The sequence below is a fragment of the Alteriqipengyuania lutimaris genome (assembly GCF_003363135.1).
Lineage (GTDB): Bacteria > Pseudomonadota > Alphaproteobacteria > Sphingomonadales > Sphingomonadaceae > Alteriqipengyuania > Alteriqipengyuania lutimaris.
On sequence record NZ_QRBB01000001.1, the window covers coordinates 2,413,221 to 2,429,375 of the forward strand.

The window sequence follows — 16,155 nt, forward strand, 5'->3', positions numbered from 1 at the left end:
CTCGATCGAAACGGGCTGTTCCAGATTGCATGGATCAGAGCCGCGCTGGCGCGACAACCGAGCCCAAAGCCCCCCTTCCCGCCGAATCGGTTTCGCTGCCTGCGCGTGGCTTCACCATCGACCGGGGAAAGGCACTGGCCGCTGCGGGAGTGCTCTGGGCAATCTGGGGTCTGATGGTCTGGCTCGTGACACAGGGTCGAACCGAAGGTTTCGACCATTCGGGCCTCCTGCTTTACCGGTCCGGTATCGATTACCACCCGCTCGGCGGCAACATGCTGCAGGAGGCGGTGCGCGACGTAACCGCCCTGGGCGGAATCCTGCTCTCGACCATCGCAGCGGGTGCGGCGGCGATTGCGTTGCTGTTCCTGCGCCTGCGCCGCGAAGCGATGCTGTTCACCATCACCGTGGTGCTCGGCTGGGGACTGAACGCAGGCATGAAGCTGCTCGTCGGGCGAGAGCGCCCTACCCTCGTCCCGCATCTGACCGAGGCAGCGGGGTTCAGCTTCCCCAGTGGTCACAGCTTTGCCTCGGCGATGATCTATATCGGCATGGCGCTGGCCTTCGCATCGCTCAGCAGCAGGCACAGTGTGCGCTACACGCTGATCGGCAGCGCGATGGTGATTTCGGCCATGATCGCATGGAGCCGGGTCATGCTGGGCGTGCATTTCCCCAGCGACGTGATCGCGGGGTGGACGGGCGGCGCGGCCTGGGCCTTCACCGCCGCCGCGCTGCTATACGAATCGGCGAAGCGCGCCGCCGACAGCGATACCGCGCACCGGCTCGATCCGATGGAGCATCACTAGACCGGGTCCTGCGCCGAGCCGTCGACGGTCCAGGTCTGCCCGCCCGACAGCAGCTTGGCGAGGTTCGGCTCCTTGCCGCTGACCGAGGCTTCACGCTCGGCGATCACCGCGCTTTCGTAGGTCGGCGCGGGATCGTCGTAGAGGACGCCCAGCGGCATCGGGAACGGGTCGAACGGCAGTTCGGCCAGCATGTGCGCCATGACGCGGTTGGTCACATCGTGCACGCGGACGCCCGCAGCCTGCCAGTCGCCTTCGACGACATCGACCACGGTGAAGGCGAGCTTCTCGGGGTCGAACGCCAGGCCCTTCTCGCCCTTGTCGAACAGCATCGGCTCGCCATCGGCCAGCCACAGCTGCTGGCCTTCGGCACCCTTGGGCGCGGCGAAGGCGTCGAACACGTCCTTGTTGTAGACGATGCAGTTCTGGAAGATTTCGATGAACGCCGCACCCTTGTGCGCGTGTGCGGCCTTGAGCACATCGGGCAGGTTCTTGGACACGTCGATCCCGCGCGCCACAAAACGCGCGCCCGACCCGAGCGCGAAGGCGCAGGGGTTGGCGGGGTGGTCGACCGAACCGATCGGGCTGGTCGGCGTGCGCGTGCCCTCGCGGCTAGTGGGCGAATACTGGCCTTTGGTCAGGCCATAAATCTCGTTGTTGAACAGCATGATCTGCATGTTCACGTTGCGCCGGAGCACATGCATCATGTGGTTGCCGCCGATGCTGAGGCCATCGCCGTCGCCGGTCACCAGCCACACGTCGAGGTCCGGATTGGCGAGCTTGACGCCCGTGGCCACGGCAGGCGCGCGGCCGTGGATGGTGTGGAAGCCGTAGCTCTCGATATAATAGGGGAAGCGGCTGGAACAGCCGATGCCCGAGATGAACACGGTGTTCGCCGGGTCGCAGCCGAGCTGCGGCAGCGTGCGCTGCACGGCCTTGAGGATCGCATAGTCCCCGCAACCCGGACACCAGCGGACCTCCTGGTCGGTTTCCCAGTCCTTGAGCGTGGTTTCGATCTTAACAGGTGCGTTCATTGGACCATTCCTTCAGCCCACGACCCGCTCGCTCTGAGCTTGTCGGAGGGCCGCACTTTCTTTTGAACTGATTGCCCGAAGAAGGACGATCCTTCGACAAGCTCAGGATGAGCGGTGAGAGAGGTCACTCGGACGCCTCCACCCTACTCGGCAGTTGCTGGTCGTTGGCGGCGACCTGACCGCCCTCGTTGCCTACGATGTCGTCGAAGTAAGCGCAGATCGCCTCTTCCAGTTCGGCGATCTGGAACGGCTGGCCGCTGGTCTTGGTCAGGCTTTCCGCGTCCACGAGCAACTGGTCGCGCAGCACGGTCTTGAACTGGCCGGTGTTCATCTCGGGCACCAGCACGCGCTCGAACCCGCTGAGCAGCTCGCCGAGGTTCTTCGGCAGCGGCCAGATATGGCGGACGTGGATGTGGCTGACCGAGCATCCCTTGTCGATGCTGCGGCGGACTGCCTGCTTGATCGGGCCGTAGGTCGAACCCCAGCCGACCACCGCCAACTTCCCGCTCTGCTCACCCCAGGCGACTTCCTGATCGGGCACTTCGATATTCGCGATCTTGTTCTTGCGCGTATCGGTCATGTGCTGGTGGTTGGCCGGATCGTAGGAGATGTTGCCGGTGCCGGCATCCTTCTCGATCCCGCCGATGCGGTGCATCATGCCGGGCGTGCCAGGCTTGATCCACGGGCGCGAACCCTTTGCGTCACGCTTGTAGGGCAGCAGTTCTTCGCCGCGCGGTTCGGTCAGGAACTCCGCGGGGAACGGCGTGAAGCTTTCCGGATCGGGCACCTTCCACGGCTCGGCGGCATTGGCGATGTAGCCATCGGTCAGCAGCATAACCGGGGTCATGTACTGGGTCGCCATACGGCACGCCTCGATCGCGACCTCGAAGGCGTCGGCGGGCGAGCGCGCAGCGATCACCGGCATCGGCGCATCGCCGTTGCGGCCATAGACCGCCTGATAGAGATCGCTCTGCTCGGTCTTGGTTGGCAGGCCGGTGGACGGGCCACCGCGCTGTGAATTGACCACCACCAGCGGCAGTTCGGTCATGATGCCGAGGCCCAGCGCCTCGGTCTTGAGTGCGATGCCGGGGCCGGAGGACGAGGTGACGCCCAGCTGGCCCGCATAGCTCGCGCCGATGGCGGCGCACACCGCGGCAATCTCGTCTTCCGCCTGGAAGGTCGTGACGCCGAACTCCTTCAGCCGCGCCAGGTGATGCAGGATCGCCGAGGCAGGCGTGATCGGGTAGCCGCCGAAGAACATCGGCAGCTGCGCCAGCTGCGCGCCGGCCACGAGGCCGAGCGAGACGGCTTCAGCACCGGTAATCGTGCGGTAGAGCCCCGGCTCTGACGGCGCAGGCGGCAGATGGACCTGCTTCAATGGTGCGGAAAGCTCCGCCGTCTCGCCATAGGCGTGCCCTGCGTCGAGCGCGGCGATATTGGCGGCGGCGATGTCGGGCGCCTTGGCGAATTTCCTGTTCAGCCAGTCGTGCAGCGGCTCGCGCGGACGGTCGAACATCCACAGCGCGAGGCCCAGCGTCCACATGTTCTTGCAGCGCAGTCCGTCCTTCTTGCCGAGCCCATAGGGCTCCACGGCTTCGAGCGTGCGCGCGCTGATGTCGAAGGCCAGCACGTCGAAAGGCGCGAGGCTGTCGTCCTCGAGCGGGTTGGCGTCGTACTTCGCCTTGTCGAGATTGCGCTTGGTGAACTCGCCCGTGTCCGCAATGATCAGGCCGCCGGGCTTCAAGGCCGCGATGTTCACCTTGAGCGCGGCGGGGTTCATCGCAACCAGCACATCGGGCGCGTCGCCCGCGGTGTTGATCGCTCTGGAGCCGAAATTGATCTGGAAGGCGGACACACCGAACAGCGTTCCCTGTGGCGCCCGGATCTCCGCCGGGAAGTCCGGGAAGGTCGCGAGATCGTTGCCCGCGAGCGCGGTGGAGAGCGTGAACTGCCCGCCCGTCAGCTGCATGCCGTCGCCGGAATCGCCGGCGAAGCGCACCACGATTGCGTCGGGCGCATCGGAGGGGTTGCTGGTAGCTTGAGGCGCCTGAGTCGCCATTGAAACACATCCTTCGGTCTTCTTTGGCGTCGTTGTGGAAACGCCTTTGAGCCGCGGCCTACGTGGCTGCGGCGCAACCATCAATCAAGTTTTTCTAGCCGCCCTGATGGTCATCAGTGGACAGCCCGAGCGCGCAGGGCGTATCCAGCGCGGCCCATTCGAGAGGAAGACGATACCGATGGCCGATGCCCCTGCCCCCGACACCCAGGCGGAGCCTTTCGTACGCGACGACGTGCGCGGTCTGCTCGACATGCTCAAGGCGATGGGCCGCCCGCCGGTCGAGGAAGCGGGCGCGGTCGCCGGGCGCGAGGGGATGCGCATGCTGGCACAGCTGGCCGACCCTCAGCCGCACGATCTGGCGGTCATCCGGGATGTGACCTGCCCCGGCCCGGCAGGAGACATTCCGTGCCGCTTCTACGATTCGCGCGAGTCGCGCGACGCGGGCCCGGCGGTGCTGTTCCTCCATGGCGGGGGCTTCGTGATCGGCGATCTCGAAGTCTATCACGCCCTGTGTACCGAATTCGCCCAGCGACTCGACCTGCCGGTGCTCTCGGTCGATTACCGCCTCGCCCCCGAACACCCCTTCCCCGCCGCGCCCGACGATTGCGAGGCCGCCGCGCGCTGGCTTGCGTCCTCCCCCGCAGAGCTCGGCCGCAAGATCACCGGGCTGGTCGTCACCGGCGACAGCGCGGGCGGCAACCTGACCATCGTCGTCACCAATGCGCTGCGCGACCAACCGGCGGACGTGCCGGTGCTGGTGCAGGCGCCGATCTATCCGGTGGCGGACGAGGCCGGGAAGCACGAGAGCTTTCGCCAGTTCAAGGACGGCTATTTTCTTACCGGCGACACGATGGCCTTCTTTACCAAGAGTTACGCCGCCGATCCGGCATCGGCCCGCAACCTGCCGATGCTGGGCGATTGCTCCAACGCGCCGGCAACCGTGCTGTGCACCGCCGGGCTCGACCCTTTGCGCGATTCGGGGCGTGCCTATGCGAAATGCATGGTCGGGAACGGGACGCAGCTTACCTATCTCGAGTTTCCCGGAATCATCCACGGTTTCTTCACCATGCGAAAGGCAATTCCCAGTGGCCAAGCCGATGTCGAAGCCTTTATCGATGCGGTGGGGGCAGCATTGGAACGGCAGCTATGACCATGACCACAGACCGTGACATCAGCGAACTCGGCTACCGCCCCTGCGTCGGCGTGATGCTCGTCAACCACACCGGCGAGGTCTTCGTCGGGCGGCGGATCGACACCAAGGAAGGCGACTTCTGGCAGATGCCGCAGGGCGGGATCGACGAGGGCGAGGACCCGCGCGAGGCACTGTTCCGCGAGCTGTGGGAAGAGACCGGCGTCACGCGCGACAAGGTCGCGGTGATCGGCCAGACGCGCGAGCCGCTGCGCTACGACCTGCCAGACGAACTGATCGGCAAGCTGTGGGGCGGGCATTATCGCGGGCAGGAGCAGAACTGGTTTCTCGCCCGGTTCGAGGGCACCGACGAGGATGTGAATCTTGAGGCCCACGAACACCCCGAATTCTGCGAGTTTCGCTGGGTCACCGCAAGCACCGTTCCCGACCTGATCGTGCCCTTCAAGAAGCGCGTCTACCGCTCGGTCGTCGCGGAATTCGCCGAGCTGATCTAGCCGACGGGCTTCAGTTCTTCTCGGTCAGGTTCTGCGTCACCACTGCGTCGGGCATGACCGCTTCGGCCCGCAGCACGCTTGAATTGCGCGGACCCTGCGCGATCGCGGTCGCGAGGCCCTGCGTTTCGGGGCAGCCCGACCCGCACAGCGATTCGAGCTGCGCCAGGTTACGCTCCGCACGCTCGATCGCGCCCTTTTCGACCAGCGCCGCGCCCTCGCCCGCGATCGCCGCGAAATTGCCCGGATCGCGGGTCAGCGCCTCGCGGTAATAGCGGATCGCCTTGCCCTGCAGCCCTTCGCGCCGCGCCGCTTCGGCGAGGTCGATCAGGATGGGCGTATATTGCGGATCGATCGCGAAGGCCGCTTCGAGCGCGTCGACCGCGCGCTGCGGCTGGCCCGCTTCGAGCGCGGCGTGCGCCTGCGCGATCAGCGTTCCGGCGCGCGGATCGACCTGCGATTCCTGCGCCGAACCCACGCTCGCCGTCACCGCGACCATCAGCGAAAGAGCGGCGGCGGCAGGGGCGAAACGCATGAACATCTCCTTGGAGGAAACCAGCAACCCGGCCCGGTCATCGGTCCGATATGGGGGTGCCTGATCGTTTGGGTGCGCGACCATAGGCCCCAAGGTTAACACGGCAAATGCGCGCGCGCGACGAAAAATCCATCCGTACCGTCATGAAACGGCGACAGGCGCATTCCCGCACCGCGCTCTCGCCCGAGCGGAAGCTGCGGCGCGTCCGCACGCCAGCCCTCGTGACTTGCAAGGAAGGCCGCAATGCGCGCCGCGCCCTCTTCGTCGAGCAGCGAGCATGTGACGAAGACCAGCCGCCCGCCGGGCTTCACCAGCCTCGCGCCGAGCGTCAGCAGATCGTCCTGCACGCCCGCGAAGCGCGCCAGCCGCTCGGGCGTGAGCCGCCATTTCGCCTCGGGCTTGCGCCGCCATGTGCCCACGCCCGAACAGGGCGCGTCGATCAGCACGCAGTCCGCCTGCCCTGCCAGCTCGCCGAGCGTGTCCATCTCCCTGCCGGGATCGAGCAGGCGTTCCTCGATAATGGTCGCGCCCGCGCGCTGCGCCCGGGGGCCAAGCTGCGAGAGCCGCCGCCGGTCGGTGTCCGAGGCGATCAGCCGCCCGCGGTTCTCCATCGCGGCGGCCAGTGCCAGCGTCTTGCCGCCCGCGCCCGCACAAAGGTCCACAACCGTCTCACCCGCGCGCACAGCGGCAGCAAGGCAGGCCATCTGGCTGCCGTGATCCTGCACCTCGATCCGCCCTTCGCGATAGGCGCTCCACTGGTCGACCTGCGTGCCCGCATCGAAGCGAAGGGCATTGGGCGCGGCGAGGTGCTCGCCCGGTTCGGGCAGATCGATAGCGTCACGCTCCGCCCTGAGTGTGTTGACCCGGATGTCGAGCGGTGCGCGGCCCATCAGCGCGGCAGCTTCCTCGCCCTCGATCCCCGAGGCCGCAAGCCGCTCGACCAGCCAGCCGGGCGCGATGCCCGCCTGCGCAACCGGCTCGCCCTCGGCGATCGGCTCCGGCCCGTATTGCGATCCGTCGAACAGGTTGGCGAGCGTATCGTCCTGCGCCACGAGCGCGAGCATCGCGGCGCGGCCCGAGACGGGCACCTCGCCGCAATGGCGGATCGCATCATAGACAAGCTCGCGCACCGCCCGGCGGTCCTTCGATCCCGCGTAGCGGTTGGCCTTGGCCCATTCGGCCACGATCCGGTCCGCAGGCGCGCCCTGCCCCTTCGCGGCCTCGATCACGCGGTCGAGGATGTCGATTGCAGCTTTTGCACGTGCGGCGGGTGTCATCGCGCAGTTTTCCGTCGGCCTGACACACCTGACACAGTGTCCAGAGCGTAAAAAGCCGGCTCACCTTCGGCGGCCGGAAACGTGGGGTAGCGAAGGGGTATGGGGGGCAAGGTCATACACCGCCCATGGCACGGTGCGGCCCGGTAGGAAACGGGCAAGCGGAGCCTCCCCCGATAAGCCTCCCCCTGATCACAGAAGAGGATTCGGGGTGGTGCACTGCGCGATCAGACCCCTGCGGGTTTGTTATCAATCCGCGATCTCACCCTTTGAAGACGAGGGGAGAAGGAAATCTGGCGTGTTCCGTGAGGCGGACCCTTACCGCGCCCGCTCTTTCACCGGTCGCCAAAACGCCGTCGAATACGGCGAAAGAACCTCCCAGCCGAGCGAGTGATAGAGCAATCGGCCCTCCGCCGTCGCGACCAGCAATTGCGGTGTGGTATCATCGCGCCAATGCTGGCCGATGAGTCCCATCAATCCCCTGCCCAGCCCACAGCGACGAAACCCCGGCTCGACCACAATCCGATCATAGACGAACGCATCTGAGTCCTGACCCCAGAAACCGCGTGCCGCCAGTTCGCCCGCCTCGTCGGTAATCTCCACCATCCCCGCTGCGCCACGATCCTCGACCCGAGCTACAAAACCGTCGGGCACCGGTGCCGCAGCAGGGCGATCGCAAAAACGCATAAAATAGCCGGACGCCTGTACATCCCATTGCGACGGCAGAAAGCCGGCGAGGTCTGTCGCGAGGATGCAGGCTTTTATCGGTTCGCGCGGGTTGGCAATTATGCGCGCGAGCCTCGCGATGTCCGGGTCACCGGCGGGAAAAACCCACCGACGCAGCTCGGCCTCGCTATCCGTCTCGACCCGGAACCCGCTTCCAGCCGCGACGGGCGAAGGCAATTGCCGGGCCAGTGACCGCCCGGCAAGCCATGCTCGCAGCAGGTCGGGCGATATCCCGCCCGCGCCCATCAGCGCGAGGGGTAGTTCGGCGCCTCGCGCGTGATCGCCACGTCGTGGACATGGCTTTCGGTCAGGCCTGCATTGGTGATCCGCACGAACTGGGCGCCCTTGCGCAGATCCTCGATCGTGCGGCTGCCGGTATAGCCCATCGCCGCCTTCACGCCGCCGACCAGCTGGTGGATCACGTCGCGCGCGGGGCCCTTGTAGGGCACCTGCCCCTCGATCCCCTCGGGCACCAGCTTCATCGCGGACACGTCCTGCTGGAAATAGCGGTCGGCAGAGCCGCGCGCCATCGCGCTGACCGATCCCATCCCGCGATAAGCCTTGTAGCTGCGGCCCTGGTAGATGAAGGTGTCGCCGGGCGCTTCTTCCGTCCCGGCCAGCATCGATCCGACCATCACCGCGCTGGCCCCGGCGGCGAGCGCCTTGGCCGCATCGCCACTGGTGCGCAGGCCGCCGTCGCCAATGATCGGCACGCCCGACTTCTCGGCCTCTTCGGCTGCGTCCATGATCGCCGTGAGCTGCGGCACGCCGACGCCCGCGACGACCCGCGTGGTGCAGATCGAGCCGGGCCCGATGCCGACCTTCACCGCATCCGCGCCCGCGTCGATCAGCGCGCGGGTCGCTTCGGCGGTCGCGACGTTGCCCGCAATGATCTGGACCGAATTGCTCAGCGCCTTGGCCCGCTCCACGGCTTTGAGAACGTCGCGGTTATGGCCGTGCGCGGTGTCGATGATGACGACGTCGACTTCGGCATCGATCAGCGCCTCGGTGCGCGCGAAGCCCTTGTCGCCCGTGGTCGAGGCCGCCGCGACACGCAGGCGCCCGGCGGCGTCCTTGGTTGCGTCGGGGTAGTTCACCGCCTTTTCGATGTCCTTGACCGTGATCAGGCCGATGCAGCGATAATCCTCGTCCACCACGATCAGCTTCTCGATCCGGCGCTGGTGCAGCGTGCGCCGCGCCTCTTCCTGCCCCGTGCCCAGCGGCACGGTGGCGAGATTTTCGGTCGTCATCAGTTCGCGGATCGGCTGGGCCGGATTTTCCGCGAAGCGCACGTCGCGGTTGGTCAGGATGCCGACCAGCTTGCCGCCGCGATCGGTTACGGGAATGCCGCTGATGCGGTTGGCACTCATGATTTCCTGCGCCTCGCCCAGCGTCGCATCGGGGCCGATGGTGATCGGGTTGACGACCATCCCGCTCTCGAACCGCTTGACCGTGCGGACCGCCGCGACCTGCTCCTCGACCTCGAAATTGCGGTGGAGCACGCCCATCCCGCCCATCTGCGCCATCGCAATCGCCATGTCGGCTTCGGTGACGGTGTCCATCGCGGCCGAGACCACGGGGATGTTGAGCGAGATTTCCTTGGTCAGGCGCGTGCGCGTGTCGGCCATGCTGGGCATCACCTCGCTCGCAGCGGGGCGCAGCAGCACGTCGTCGAAGGTCAGGGCGAGGGGGATTTCCTTGAAGGCCACGGCGGGCACCTTTCGCAAGAGGGTCAGCGACTTCGAGCCGGGCATTGCTTGGCGACTCGGATCATCGCGGTAGGTTGGAACCACTGTCTTGCAGGCGGCCCTTAGCGAGCCTCGCGATTCTTCGCCAGAGGGCAGCGAAAAACTATTCCCCGGGGGGCGTCAGCCGCTTTCTTCCATCAGCCCGTGCTTCTTGATGCAGTGGCGCAGCTGGTCGTAGCTGAGGCCCAGCGCCTTGGCGGTCTGGCGCTGGTTCCAGCGATGCTTGCCCAGCGCATGCTCCACGATCGCGCGTTCGTGCGTGTCGACCGCAGCGCGCAGATCCTCGATATCGTCGAACTCGATCCGCTGGGCCTGACGGGGCGCTTCGGGCGGCGCGGATTCGCGCCTGGTCGAGGCGGCGGCCGGTGCCGACACTGGCTTCCACGGACTGTCGAACGGGTCGAAGACGATATGGCCTACGGGGCGTTCCGGATCGTCCCAGCGATAGACCGCGCGCTCGATCACGTTGCGCAGCTCGCGCACGTTGCCGGGCCACGGGTAGTCCTGCAGTTCGGCCGCGACATGCTCGGCATAGCCGGGCCACGCCTCCCACGAGAGTTCGGCGGCCATCCGGCGACCGAAATAGTCGGCCAGCACCTCGATATCGCCCTCGCGCGCGCGCAGCGGCGGCAGAGTGATGACTTCGAAGCTCAGCCGGTCGAGCAGGTCGGCGCGGAATTCGCCGCGTTCGGCCTTGCTCGGCAGATCCTCGTTGGTGGCGGCGACGATCCGGCAATCGACGCGCATCGGGCGGCTCGAGCCAATCCGGGTGACTTCGCCATATTCGACCGCGCGCAGCAGGCGTTCCTGCGCCGCCATCGACAGCGTACCGAGCTCGTCGAGGAACAGCGTGCCCCCGTCGGCCTCCTCGAAGCGGCCTTCGCGCACTCTCGTGGCGCCGGTGAAGGCGCCCGCCTCGTGCCCGAACAGCTCTGCCTCGATCAGCGTTTCAGGGAGCGCGGCGCAGTTCATCGTCACCAGTGGCTCGCCCCAGCGCGGGGAGAGGCGATGGAGCCGCTCGGCAATCAGTTCCTTGCCCGTGCCCCGCTCGCCGATCACCAGCACCGGGCGCTGCAAGGCGGCGGCACGGCTGGTCCGCTCGACCGCATCGAGGAAGGCGAGCGATTGCCCGACGAACTGGTTTTCCCGCTCCATGACCGGAATATAGCGTCCAACCCCAAGCCTTGGCAATTCTCACCACATTGCTGTTCGTCGATTTTCTGCGAACCCACGCAATTGCGCCAAATTCGCAGTTTGGCACGCCGGTTGCAATAATGAGGGCAAGCAAACGAGGAGGACCGATAATGCACGAACAAGCCCACCCCAAACGCCACGCCGTCGGCAAGGCCGTGCTGGTCACCATCCTCGCCGCGGGCACACTCGTCGCATTGAATCCGCTGCCTGCCGATGGCGCGCAGATCGACGGCCCGATTATGATACAGGTAACCGAAATCGCATGACCGACCATACTGACCCGCCCGGCCGCAACGGCCGCCTCTCGCGCCTCGACAACGAGGTCGAGCGTCTGCGCCGCAGCCCGACCCCGACGCAGGAGCGTCGCTCGAGCGCGGAACGCGCCGCGGACTGGACAAACCCGGACCGGGTCAACGAGAAGCTCACCGATTTCATTTCATACGGAGCACCCTTTATGGGCATTTTCAGCCGCACGCGAGACATCATCGCGGCCAATTTCAACGAAATGCTCGACAAGGCGGACGACCCTTCGAAGATGATCCGCATGATCATCCTCGAAATGGAGGAGACGCTGGTCGAGGTTCGCGCGAGTGCCGCGCGTACGATCGCCGACCAGAAGGAAATGCACCGCCACTCGGTCAAGCTCGACAAGCTGCAGACCGACTGGGCCGAAAAGGCGCAGCTGGCGCTGAGCAAGGACCGCGAGGACCTCGCGCGCGCCGCGCTGGTCGAAAAGAAGAAGGCCGCCGACATGAGCGAGCAGCTCAAGGCGGAAATCAGCGTGCTCGACGATTCGCTGCGCGCCTACGAGGAAGACATCCACAAGCTGCAGAGCCGCCTGCGCGAGGCGCGCAGCCGCCAGTCGCAGATCGCCGCCCGGCTCGAAAGCGCGGAAAACCGCGTGAAGCTGCGCAGCCTGATGACGACCGAGCGCGTGGACGAGGCGCTGACGCGCTTCGACGCGCTCGAGCGCCGGGTCGACTACGCGGAAGGACGCGCCGACCAGCTCAAGATGGAAAGCGAGAACTCCAAGCTCTCCCTGTCCGACGAAATCGCCGCGCTCGGCGGATCGGACAAGGTCGACGAGGAACTCGAAGAAATGAAGCGCGCGCTCGGCAAGGGTGCCGACGACGCCAAGAAGGGAGACTGACCCATGGAAGATGTATTTCTACCGATCATCATCGTCGGCATGCTGTTCATCGGGCTGCCGTGGGTCATCCTGCACTACATTACCAAGTGGAAGACCTCGAACGGCGGCATCACAACCGACGACGAAGCGCTGCTGGAAGAGCTCTACGCGCTCACCAAGCGGCTCGACGACCGGATGGATACGGTCGAGCGGCTGGTCGCCCACGACCATGCGGACTTCAAGCCCGCCCGGCTGATTGCCGACAATCCATCGGACAACGAGGAACTGGCCGAGCTGGAAGCACTGCTCGCCCAGAAGAGGAAGGAAACCCGCGCATGAACACGCCCCGCACCACGCTCTACAAGGACAAGCAGAACGCGAAGCTGATGGGCGTCTGCTCGGGCCTCGCGGACTATACCGGGGTCGACGCGCTCTGGTGGCGGCTCGGCATGCTGTTCATGGTCTTTGCGACCAGCGGCCTCGTCCTGCCGATCTATCTCTTGGCCGGCCTGCTGCTCGATGCCAAGCCGCACCACCTCTACACCGAGGACAAGCAGGAACAGAGATACTGGCAGGGCGTGCGCGCCAATCCGAACCGCACCGCCCGCGAAATCCGCGGCAAGCTGCGCGAGATCGACCGCCGGCTGGCGAATGTGGAGGAGCACTACGTGAGCTCCAACCCGCGCCTCGACGCCGAAATCGAACGCCTGCGCTGAACCAGTTAACAAGGGAAGGAGGAAAAAATGGGCGAACTGATCCCCATTGCCGGCATTATCATGGGCTGCATGATCCCGATCACCGCATTGTGGACCAAGCACCAGCAGAAGCTGGCAGAGATGCAGATCGAGACCACCGCCAGCGCCAGCGCCGAAAAGGCCGCGCAATACGCCTCTCAGATCCAGCGGCTCGAAGACCGGGTCCAGGTGCTCGAACGGATCGTGACCGACAAGGGCTACGACGTCGCCACCCAGATCGAGGCACTGCGCGATGCGCGCAGTCACGATAAAGCCGCCAGCGGTACGCCGTTGGGCTTCGAAAGCCGGGAGAAGGCGTGATGGATTTCGGCGGACCAACCTTCGTTATCGCGATCATCGCGCTGTGCACTGCCGGATGGCTCATCAACAACTGGATCCGCGCCAAGCACGGTTACGACCTGGAGGACGAATGGGGCGGCAAGACGCCCCGGGCCGACAAGTCCGCAGAAACCGACGCGCTGCGGGCCGAAAACGCCAAGCTCGTCGACCGGCTGGACGACCACGCGCAGCGCCTCAAAGTGCTGGAGCGGATCGTGACCGAGCGCGGCTATTCGCTCTCCGACGAGATCGAAGCGCTACGGCGCGACGAAAGCAGCGGTGTCCCGATCGACACCGGCAGAAAGGAACGTGTCTGATGCCTTTCGCAATGACATCCGAAGTGATCGCCATCGTCGGCCTCGCCGGTGTGGCAGGCTGGGTCCTCACCACCTGGATGCGGATCAAGCACGGCTACCCGCTCGAAAACAGCTGGGGCAAGGCGATCTATCCCAAGGGCAGCGAAGAGCGGGTGAAACTGCTGACGCAGGAAAACGCGCAGCTTCGCGCAGAGCTCGGATCGATCAAGGACCGGCTCGGCAATGTGGAGCGGATCGTGACCGACAGCGGCTACCAGCTGACCCACGAGATCGAGACGCTGAGAGAGACCGGACGCGACAAGCAGGAGGCACACTGATGAGTTTCTGGAGCGCCATCGTCCTGATCGTCCTGATCGGTGCCGCCGCCAGCATTCTGCGCGCGCGCTACAACGCACAGGCGGGGATCACCGAAGACATGATGGGCAACCAGACCATCACCCACCGCCCCGATCCGGAGCCGCGGGCGGACCCGGAGGCCGAGCGCGAGATTGCCGCGCTCAAGGAGCGGATCGCGGTGCTCGAACGCATCGCCTACGACAAGAACAGCGCCACCGCGCAGGAGCGTGCACGCATCTCCGCCGAGATCGACGCGCTGCGCGAAGAGCAGGACTAGCGCCCGCACTGCGGCACACCCGAACCCGACCACACAGGATTGAAGTCATGGAGCCGACACTCGTTATCGCCGCCGCCGCGCTTCTGGGCCTCGGCATGGTTGCCGCCGCGCTGCTTCGCGCCTGGGAAGGCTGGCTGGCGTATAAGCGCCGCGAGCTGGATGCGGTCGCCCGGGGCGACCGGGCGCTGGAGGATGCACGCGGCACCGCACCCATCGCCATCGCCGACCTGCGCGAACGCATCCGCAAGCTCGAAGCCATCGCGAGCGGCGTCGACCTGTGAGCGGCGCGCGCAGCCAGGCGGCACAGGCAGGCATCGGGCTCGGCAGCGCGATCGCCGTCGCCATCTCCTGGTCGCTCCACCAGTCGATCGTCTGGGCGATCGTCCACGGCTTTCTTTCGTGGTTATACGTGATCTATTATGCGCTGACGCGCGAAGGCGGGCTTGCGGGTTGATCGCGCCTTCCACCAGACCCGCTCGTCCTGAGCTTGTCGAAGGACCGTATTTTCTTCTAGCGAGCGGACGAAGAAGAAGGACGAGCGTTGGGGCATCCTGCCCCCTCTGCGAGTCCGACAAGCTCAGGGTGAGCGGAGCATAATTTGAGATCTCTCGACGATATCCGCGAAGAATACGAATTCCTCGAAGGCGACGAACGCTATCGCCTGCTGATCGAGCTGGGGCGCGAGCTGGAGGACATGCCAGACGCGCTCAAGACCGACGCCACGCTGGTGCGCGGCTGTTCGGCGGCGGTGTGGGTCTATCCCACCGGAGAAGGCGAGAAGCTGCATTTTCTCGCCGATAGCAACGCCGCGATCACCAAGGGCATCGTCGCGCTGGTGATCGCCGCAGTGCAGGACCGCCCGGCTGCCGAGGTGGCCGGGATGGATGTGGTCGGCGCGCTCGAACCCTTCGACCTCAAGAACCAGCTTTCGAGCAACCGGACGCAGGGCGTGCCCAATATGATCGCACTGGTGAAGGAACACGCCGCGCGGATCGCGGCTGGCTGACCGACCGGCGTCTCGCGCGGTCGCACCCCTGACCTGCTAAAGCACCATGCGAGCGGGAGCGCCCCGGGGGGCCGCCCATCACCGCCTCGTATAGTCGATCCGGATCCGGACCCAGCTGCCGATCTGCGGCTTTCCCCCCAGCGACGGCGGATGCACCCGGAACTGCCATGCGGCGGCCAGGATCGCGCGGTTCATCATCGAGCCCTGGGGGTATTCTTCGATCGGCACGCAATCGACCACCCGAAAGTCCGGCGCGGTGCGGCATGCGATCAGGCCCCAGCCCGGACCCGTCGCGGTGGAGAGATAGCCGGCCAGTTCGCTGTCGCGCGGCTCGCGATACCAGCGCGCGGCATAGAGCGGCTGCCCATCGGGCGCGGTGCCGACCACATCGGAATCCCTGACGCCCGATCGCGAGCCGCTGTCGACCGGCCCGTAGACATCCCTCGGCGCATCCTGCTTCGATGGGCGCGCCGGAGCCCGGGGAGCGGCCTGCGGCGCGGGCAGCTGGAACGGCGTCGGAATGATCGGCTGCGGCCTCGGCGCAGCGGGCACGGCCTCGGGCTGCACGACTTGCGGGCGTTCGATCGGCGGGCGCTCGATCTGCGGGTCGGAAGGGTCCGGCGGCTGCGCGGCCGTGGGCGCGGTATCGCTCGGCTCCTGCTCGGCCCGCTCCGCATCGTCCGGGGAATCGTTCCGTGCCTTGAGGTCGACCACCGTGACACCGCCCGCCGGGGCCGCCGGATCGTCATGCATGTTCAGCGTCAGGAGGACGATCAGCAGGATCGCCTCGATCAGCAGCGCGGCGACGATCCCGATCAGCCGCCGCCCGCGCTCGCTGCGCAAAGGCGCGAAGTGCGGGTGATCGTCGAGGGAGTCTGCTGGGGGCAATTGTGCCAGGGGCAACGGGGCCTCAGGGGAAATGGATCGGGCGCAAGCGTTACACCGGAGGCGATGTCATAGGTTGCCCGGGTGGGTGGGACAAGCGCAGGCACGCCCGAGGGCGGTG

General features: G+C 66.2%; 22 protein-coding genes. 14 read left to right on the forward strand and 8 right to left on the reverse strand.

Going from position 1 to position 16,155, the window contains the following annotated elements; genetic code table 11:
- Nucleotides 1–29: 29 nt before the first annotated feature.
- On the forward strand, nucleotides 30–803 hold the full coding sequence (locus tag DL238_RS11545) for a phosphatase PAP2 family protein (RefSeq protein ID WP_115492397.1): 774 nt from the start codon (nucleotides 30–32) through the stop codon (nucleotides 801–803).
- On the opposite strand, the gene DL238_RS11550 is transcribed toward DL238_RS11545, so the two are convergent.
- The gene (locus DL238_RS11550) at nucleotides 800–1,834 is read right to left on the reverse strand and encodes a 2-oxoacid:ferredoxin oxidoreductase subunit beta (protein WP_115492398.1); all 1,035 of its coding nucleotides are present in this window, start codon (nucleotides 1,832–1,834) and stop codon (nucleotides 800–802) included. The two genes, DL238_RS11545 and DL238_RS11550, sit on opposite strands and share 4 nt — an antisense overlap.
- Nucleotides 1,835–1,958: 124 nt before the next feature.
- Nucleotides 1,959–3,893 carry a 2-oxoacid:acceptor oxidoreductase subunit alpha gene (locus DL238_RS11555; RefSeq protein ID WP_115492399.1) on the reverse strand — a complete coding sequence of 645 codons (1,935 nt, stop codon included), beginning with the start codon at nucleotides 3,891–3,893 and terminating at the stop codon, nucleotides 1,959–1,961.
- A gap of 178 nt (nucleotides 3,894–4,071) precedes the next feature.
- Here DL238_RS11555 and DL238_RS11560 point away from each other — a divergent pair, with 178 nt between their 5' ends.
- Nucleotides 4,072–5,043: an alpha/beta hydrolase gene (locus DL238_RS11560; protein ID WP_115492400.1), complete on the forward strand. Its 972-nt coding sequence runs from the start codon at nucleotides 4,072–4,074 to the stop codon at nucleotides 5,041–5,043.
- 2 nt (nucleotides 5,044–5,045) lie between these two features.
- A complete protein-coding gene (locus DL238_RS11565; protein ID WP_115492898.1) occupies nucleotides 5,046–5,537 on the forward strand; it encodes an RNA pyrophosphohydrolase in 492 nt (163 codons plus the stop codon).
- A 10-nt stretch (nucleotides 5,538–5,547) separates the two neighbouring features.
- Here DL238_RS11565 and DL238_RS11570 read toward each other — a convergent pair whose 3' ends face one another.
- The 5 genes from DL238_RS11570 to pspF all read right to left on the reverse strand — a co-directional run bounded on the left by DL238_RS11570 (nucleotide 5,548) and on the right by pspF (nucleotide 10,972).
- Nucleotides 5,548–6,069, reverse strand: a complete 522-nt coding sequence (locus DL238_RS11570; RefSeq protein ID WP_181883896.1) for a tetratricopeptide repeat protein — start codon at nucleotides 6,067–6,069, stop codon at nucleotides 5,548–5,550.
- A 95-nt stretch (nucleotides 6,070–6,164) separates the two neighbouring features.
- A complete protein-coding gene (locus tag DL238_RS11575) occupies nucleotides 6,165–7,346 on the reverse strand; it encodes an RsmB/NOP family class I SAM-dependent RNA methyltransferase (protein ID WP_115492402.1) in 1,182 nt (393 codons plus the stop codon).
- Nucleotides 7,347–7,661: 315 nt separating this feature from the next.
- Nucleotides 7,662–8,315 (reverse strand): GNAT family N-acetyltransferase, encoded by a 654-nt coding sequence (locus DL238_RS11580; RefSeq protein WP_115492403.1) that lies wholly within the window; start codon nucleotides 8,313–8,315, stop codon nucleotides 7,662–7,664.
- Nucleotides 8,315–9,778 (reverse strand): IMP dehydrogenase, encoded by a 1,464-nt coding sequence (gene guaB / locus DL238_RS11585; RefSeq protein ID WP_234031058.1) that lies wholly within the window; start codon nucleotides 9,776–9,778, stop codon nucleotides 8,315–8,317. The genes DL238_RS11580 and guaB overlap by 1 nt, the downstream gene beginning before the upstream one ends.
- 159 nt (nucleotides 9,779–9,937) lie before the next feature.
- The gene (pspF, locus tag DL238_RS11590) at nucleotides 9,938–10,972 is read right to left on the reverse strand and encodes a phage shock protein operon transcriptional activator (RefSeq protein ID WP_115492405.1); all 1,035 of its coding nucleotides are present in this window, start codon (nucleotides 10,970–10,972) and stop codon (nucleotides 9,938–9,940) included.
- Between the two features lie 149 nt (nucleotides 10,973–11,121).
- On the opposite strand from pspF, the gene DL238_RS16145 reads away from it, so the two are divergent.
- The 11 genes from DL238_RS16145 to DL238_RS11635 all read left to right on the forward strand — a co-directional run bounded on the left by DL238_RS16145 (nucleotide 11,122) and on the right by DL238_RS11635 (nucleotide 15,149).
- A complete protein-coding gene (locus DL238_RS16145) occupies nucleotides 11,122–11,277 on the forward strand; it encodes a hypothetical protein (protein ID WP_181883897.1) in 156 nt (51 codons plus the stop codon).
- Nucleotides 11,274–12,161 (forward strand): phage shock protein PspA, encoded by an 888-nt coding sequence (gene pspA / locus DL238_RS11595; protein ID WP_115492406.1) that lies wholly within the window; start codon nucleotides 11,274–11,276, stop codon nucleotides 12,159–12,161. Before DL238_RS16145 ends, pspA begins: the two co-directional genes overlap by 4 nt.
- Nucleotides 12,162–12,164: 3 nt before the next feature.
- On the forward strand, nucleotides 12,165–12,479 hold the full coding sequence (gene pspB / locus DL238_RS11600; protein WP_115492407.1) for an envelope stress response membrane protein PspB: 315 nt from the start codon (nucleotides 12,165–12,167) through the stop codon (nucleotides 12,477–12,479).
- The gene (gene pspC / locus DL238_RS11605; RefSeq protein WP_115492408.1) at nucleotides 12,476–12,856 is read left to right on the forward strand and encodes an envelope stress response membrane protein PspC; all 381 of its coding nucleotides are present in this window, start codon (nucleotides 12,476–12,478) and stop codon (nucleotides 12,854–12,856) included. Before pspB ends, pspC begins: the two co-directional genes overlap by 4 nt.
- A gap of 27 nt (nucleotides 12,857–12,883) precedes the next feature.
- The gene (locus tag DL238_RS11610) at nucleotides 12,884–13,195 is read left to right on the forward strand and encodes a hypothetical protein (protein ID WP_115492409.1); all 312 of its coding nucleotides are present in this window, start codon (nucleotides 12,884–12,886) and stop codon (nucleotides 13,193–13,195) included.
- Nucleotides 13,195–13,530, forward strand: coding sequence for a hypothetical protein (locus DL238_RS11615; RefSeq protein ID WP_115492410.1), 336 nt, complete (start codon nucleotides 13,195–13,197; stop codon nucleotides 13,528–13,530). Before DL238_RS11610 ends, DL238_RS11615 begins: the two co-directional genes overlap by 1 nt.
- Complete coding sequence (locus tag DL238_RS11620) at nucleotides 13,530–13,847, forward strand: hypothetical protein (RefSeq protein WP_115492411.1); 318 nt, start codon at nucleotides 13,530–13,532, stop codon at nucleotides 13,845–13,847. The genes DL238_RS11615 and DL238_RS11620 overlap by 1 nt, the downstream gene beginning before the upstream one ends.
- The gene (locus DL238_RS11625) at nucleotides 13,847–14,143 is read left to right on the forward strand and encodes a hypothetical protein (protein WP_115492412.1); all 297 of its coding nucleotides are present in this window, start codon (nucleotides 13,847–13,849) and stop codon (nucleotides 14,141–14,143) included. The genes DL238_RS11620 and DL238_RS11625 overlap by 1 nt, the downstream gene beginning before the upstream one ends.
- A gap of 47 nt (nucleotides 14,144–14,190) precedes the next feature.
- Nucleotides 14,191–14,424: a hypothetical protein gene (locus DL238_RS11630; protein WP_115492413.1), complete on the forward strand. Its 234-nt coding sequence runs from the start codon at nucleotides 14,191–14,193 to the stop codon at nucleotides 14,422–14,424.
- The gene (locus DL238_RS16150) at nucleotides 14,421–14,597 is read left to right on the forward strand and encodes a hypothetical protein (RefSeq protein ID WP_181883898.1); all 177 of its coding nucleotides are present in this window, start codon (nucleotides 14,421–14,423) and stop codon (nucleotides 14,595–14,597) included. The genes DL238_RS11630 and DL238_RS16150 overlap by 4 nt, the downstream gene beginning before the upstream one ends.
- Nucleotides 14,598–14,741: 144 nt before the next feature.
- Complete coding sequence (locus tag DL238_RS11635; RefSeq protein WP_115492414.1) at nucleotides 14,742–15,149, forward strand: SufE family protein; 408 nt, start codon at nucleotides 14,742–14,744, stop codon at nucleotides 15,147–15,149.
- A 78-nt stretch (nucleotides 15,150–15,227) separates the two neighbouring features.
- Here DL238_RS11635 and DL238_RS11640 read toward each other — a convergent pair whose 3' ends face one another.
- A complete protein-coding gene (locus tag DL238_RS11640; protein ID WP_115492415.1) occupies nucleotides 15,228–16,037 on the reverse strand; it encodes a hypothetical protein in 810 nt (269 codons plus the stop codon).
- Nucleotides 16,038–16,155 lie beyond the last annotated feature (118 nt).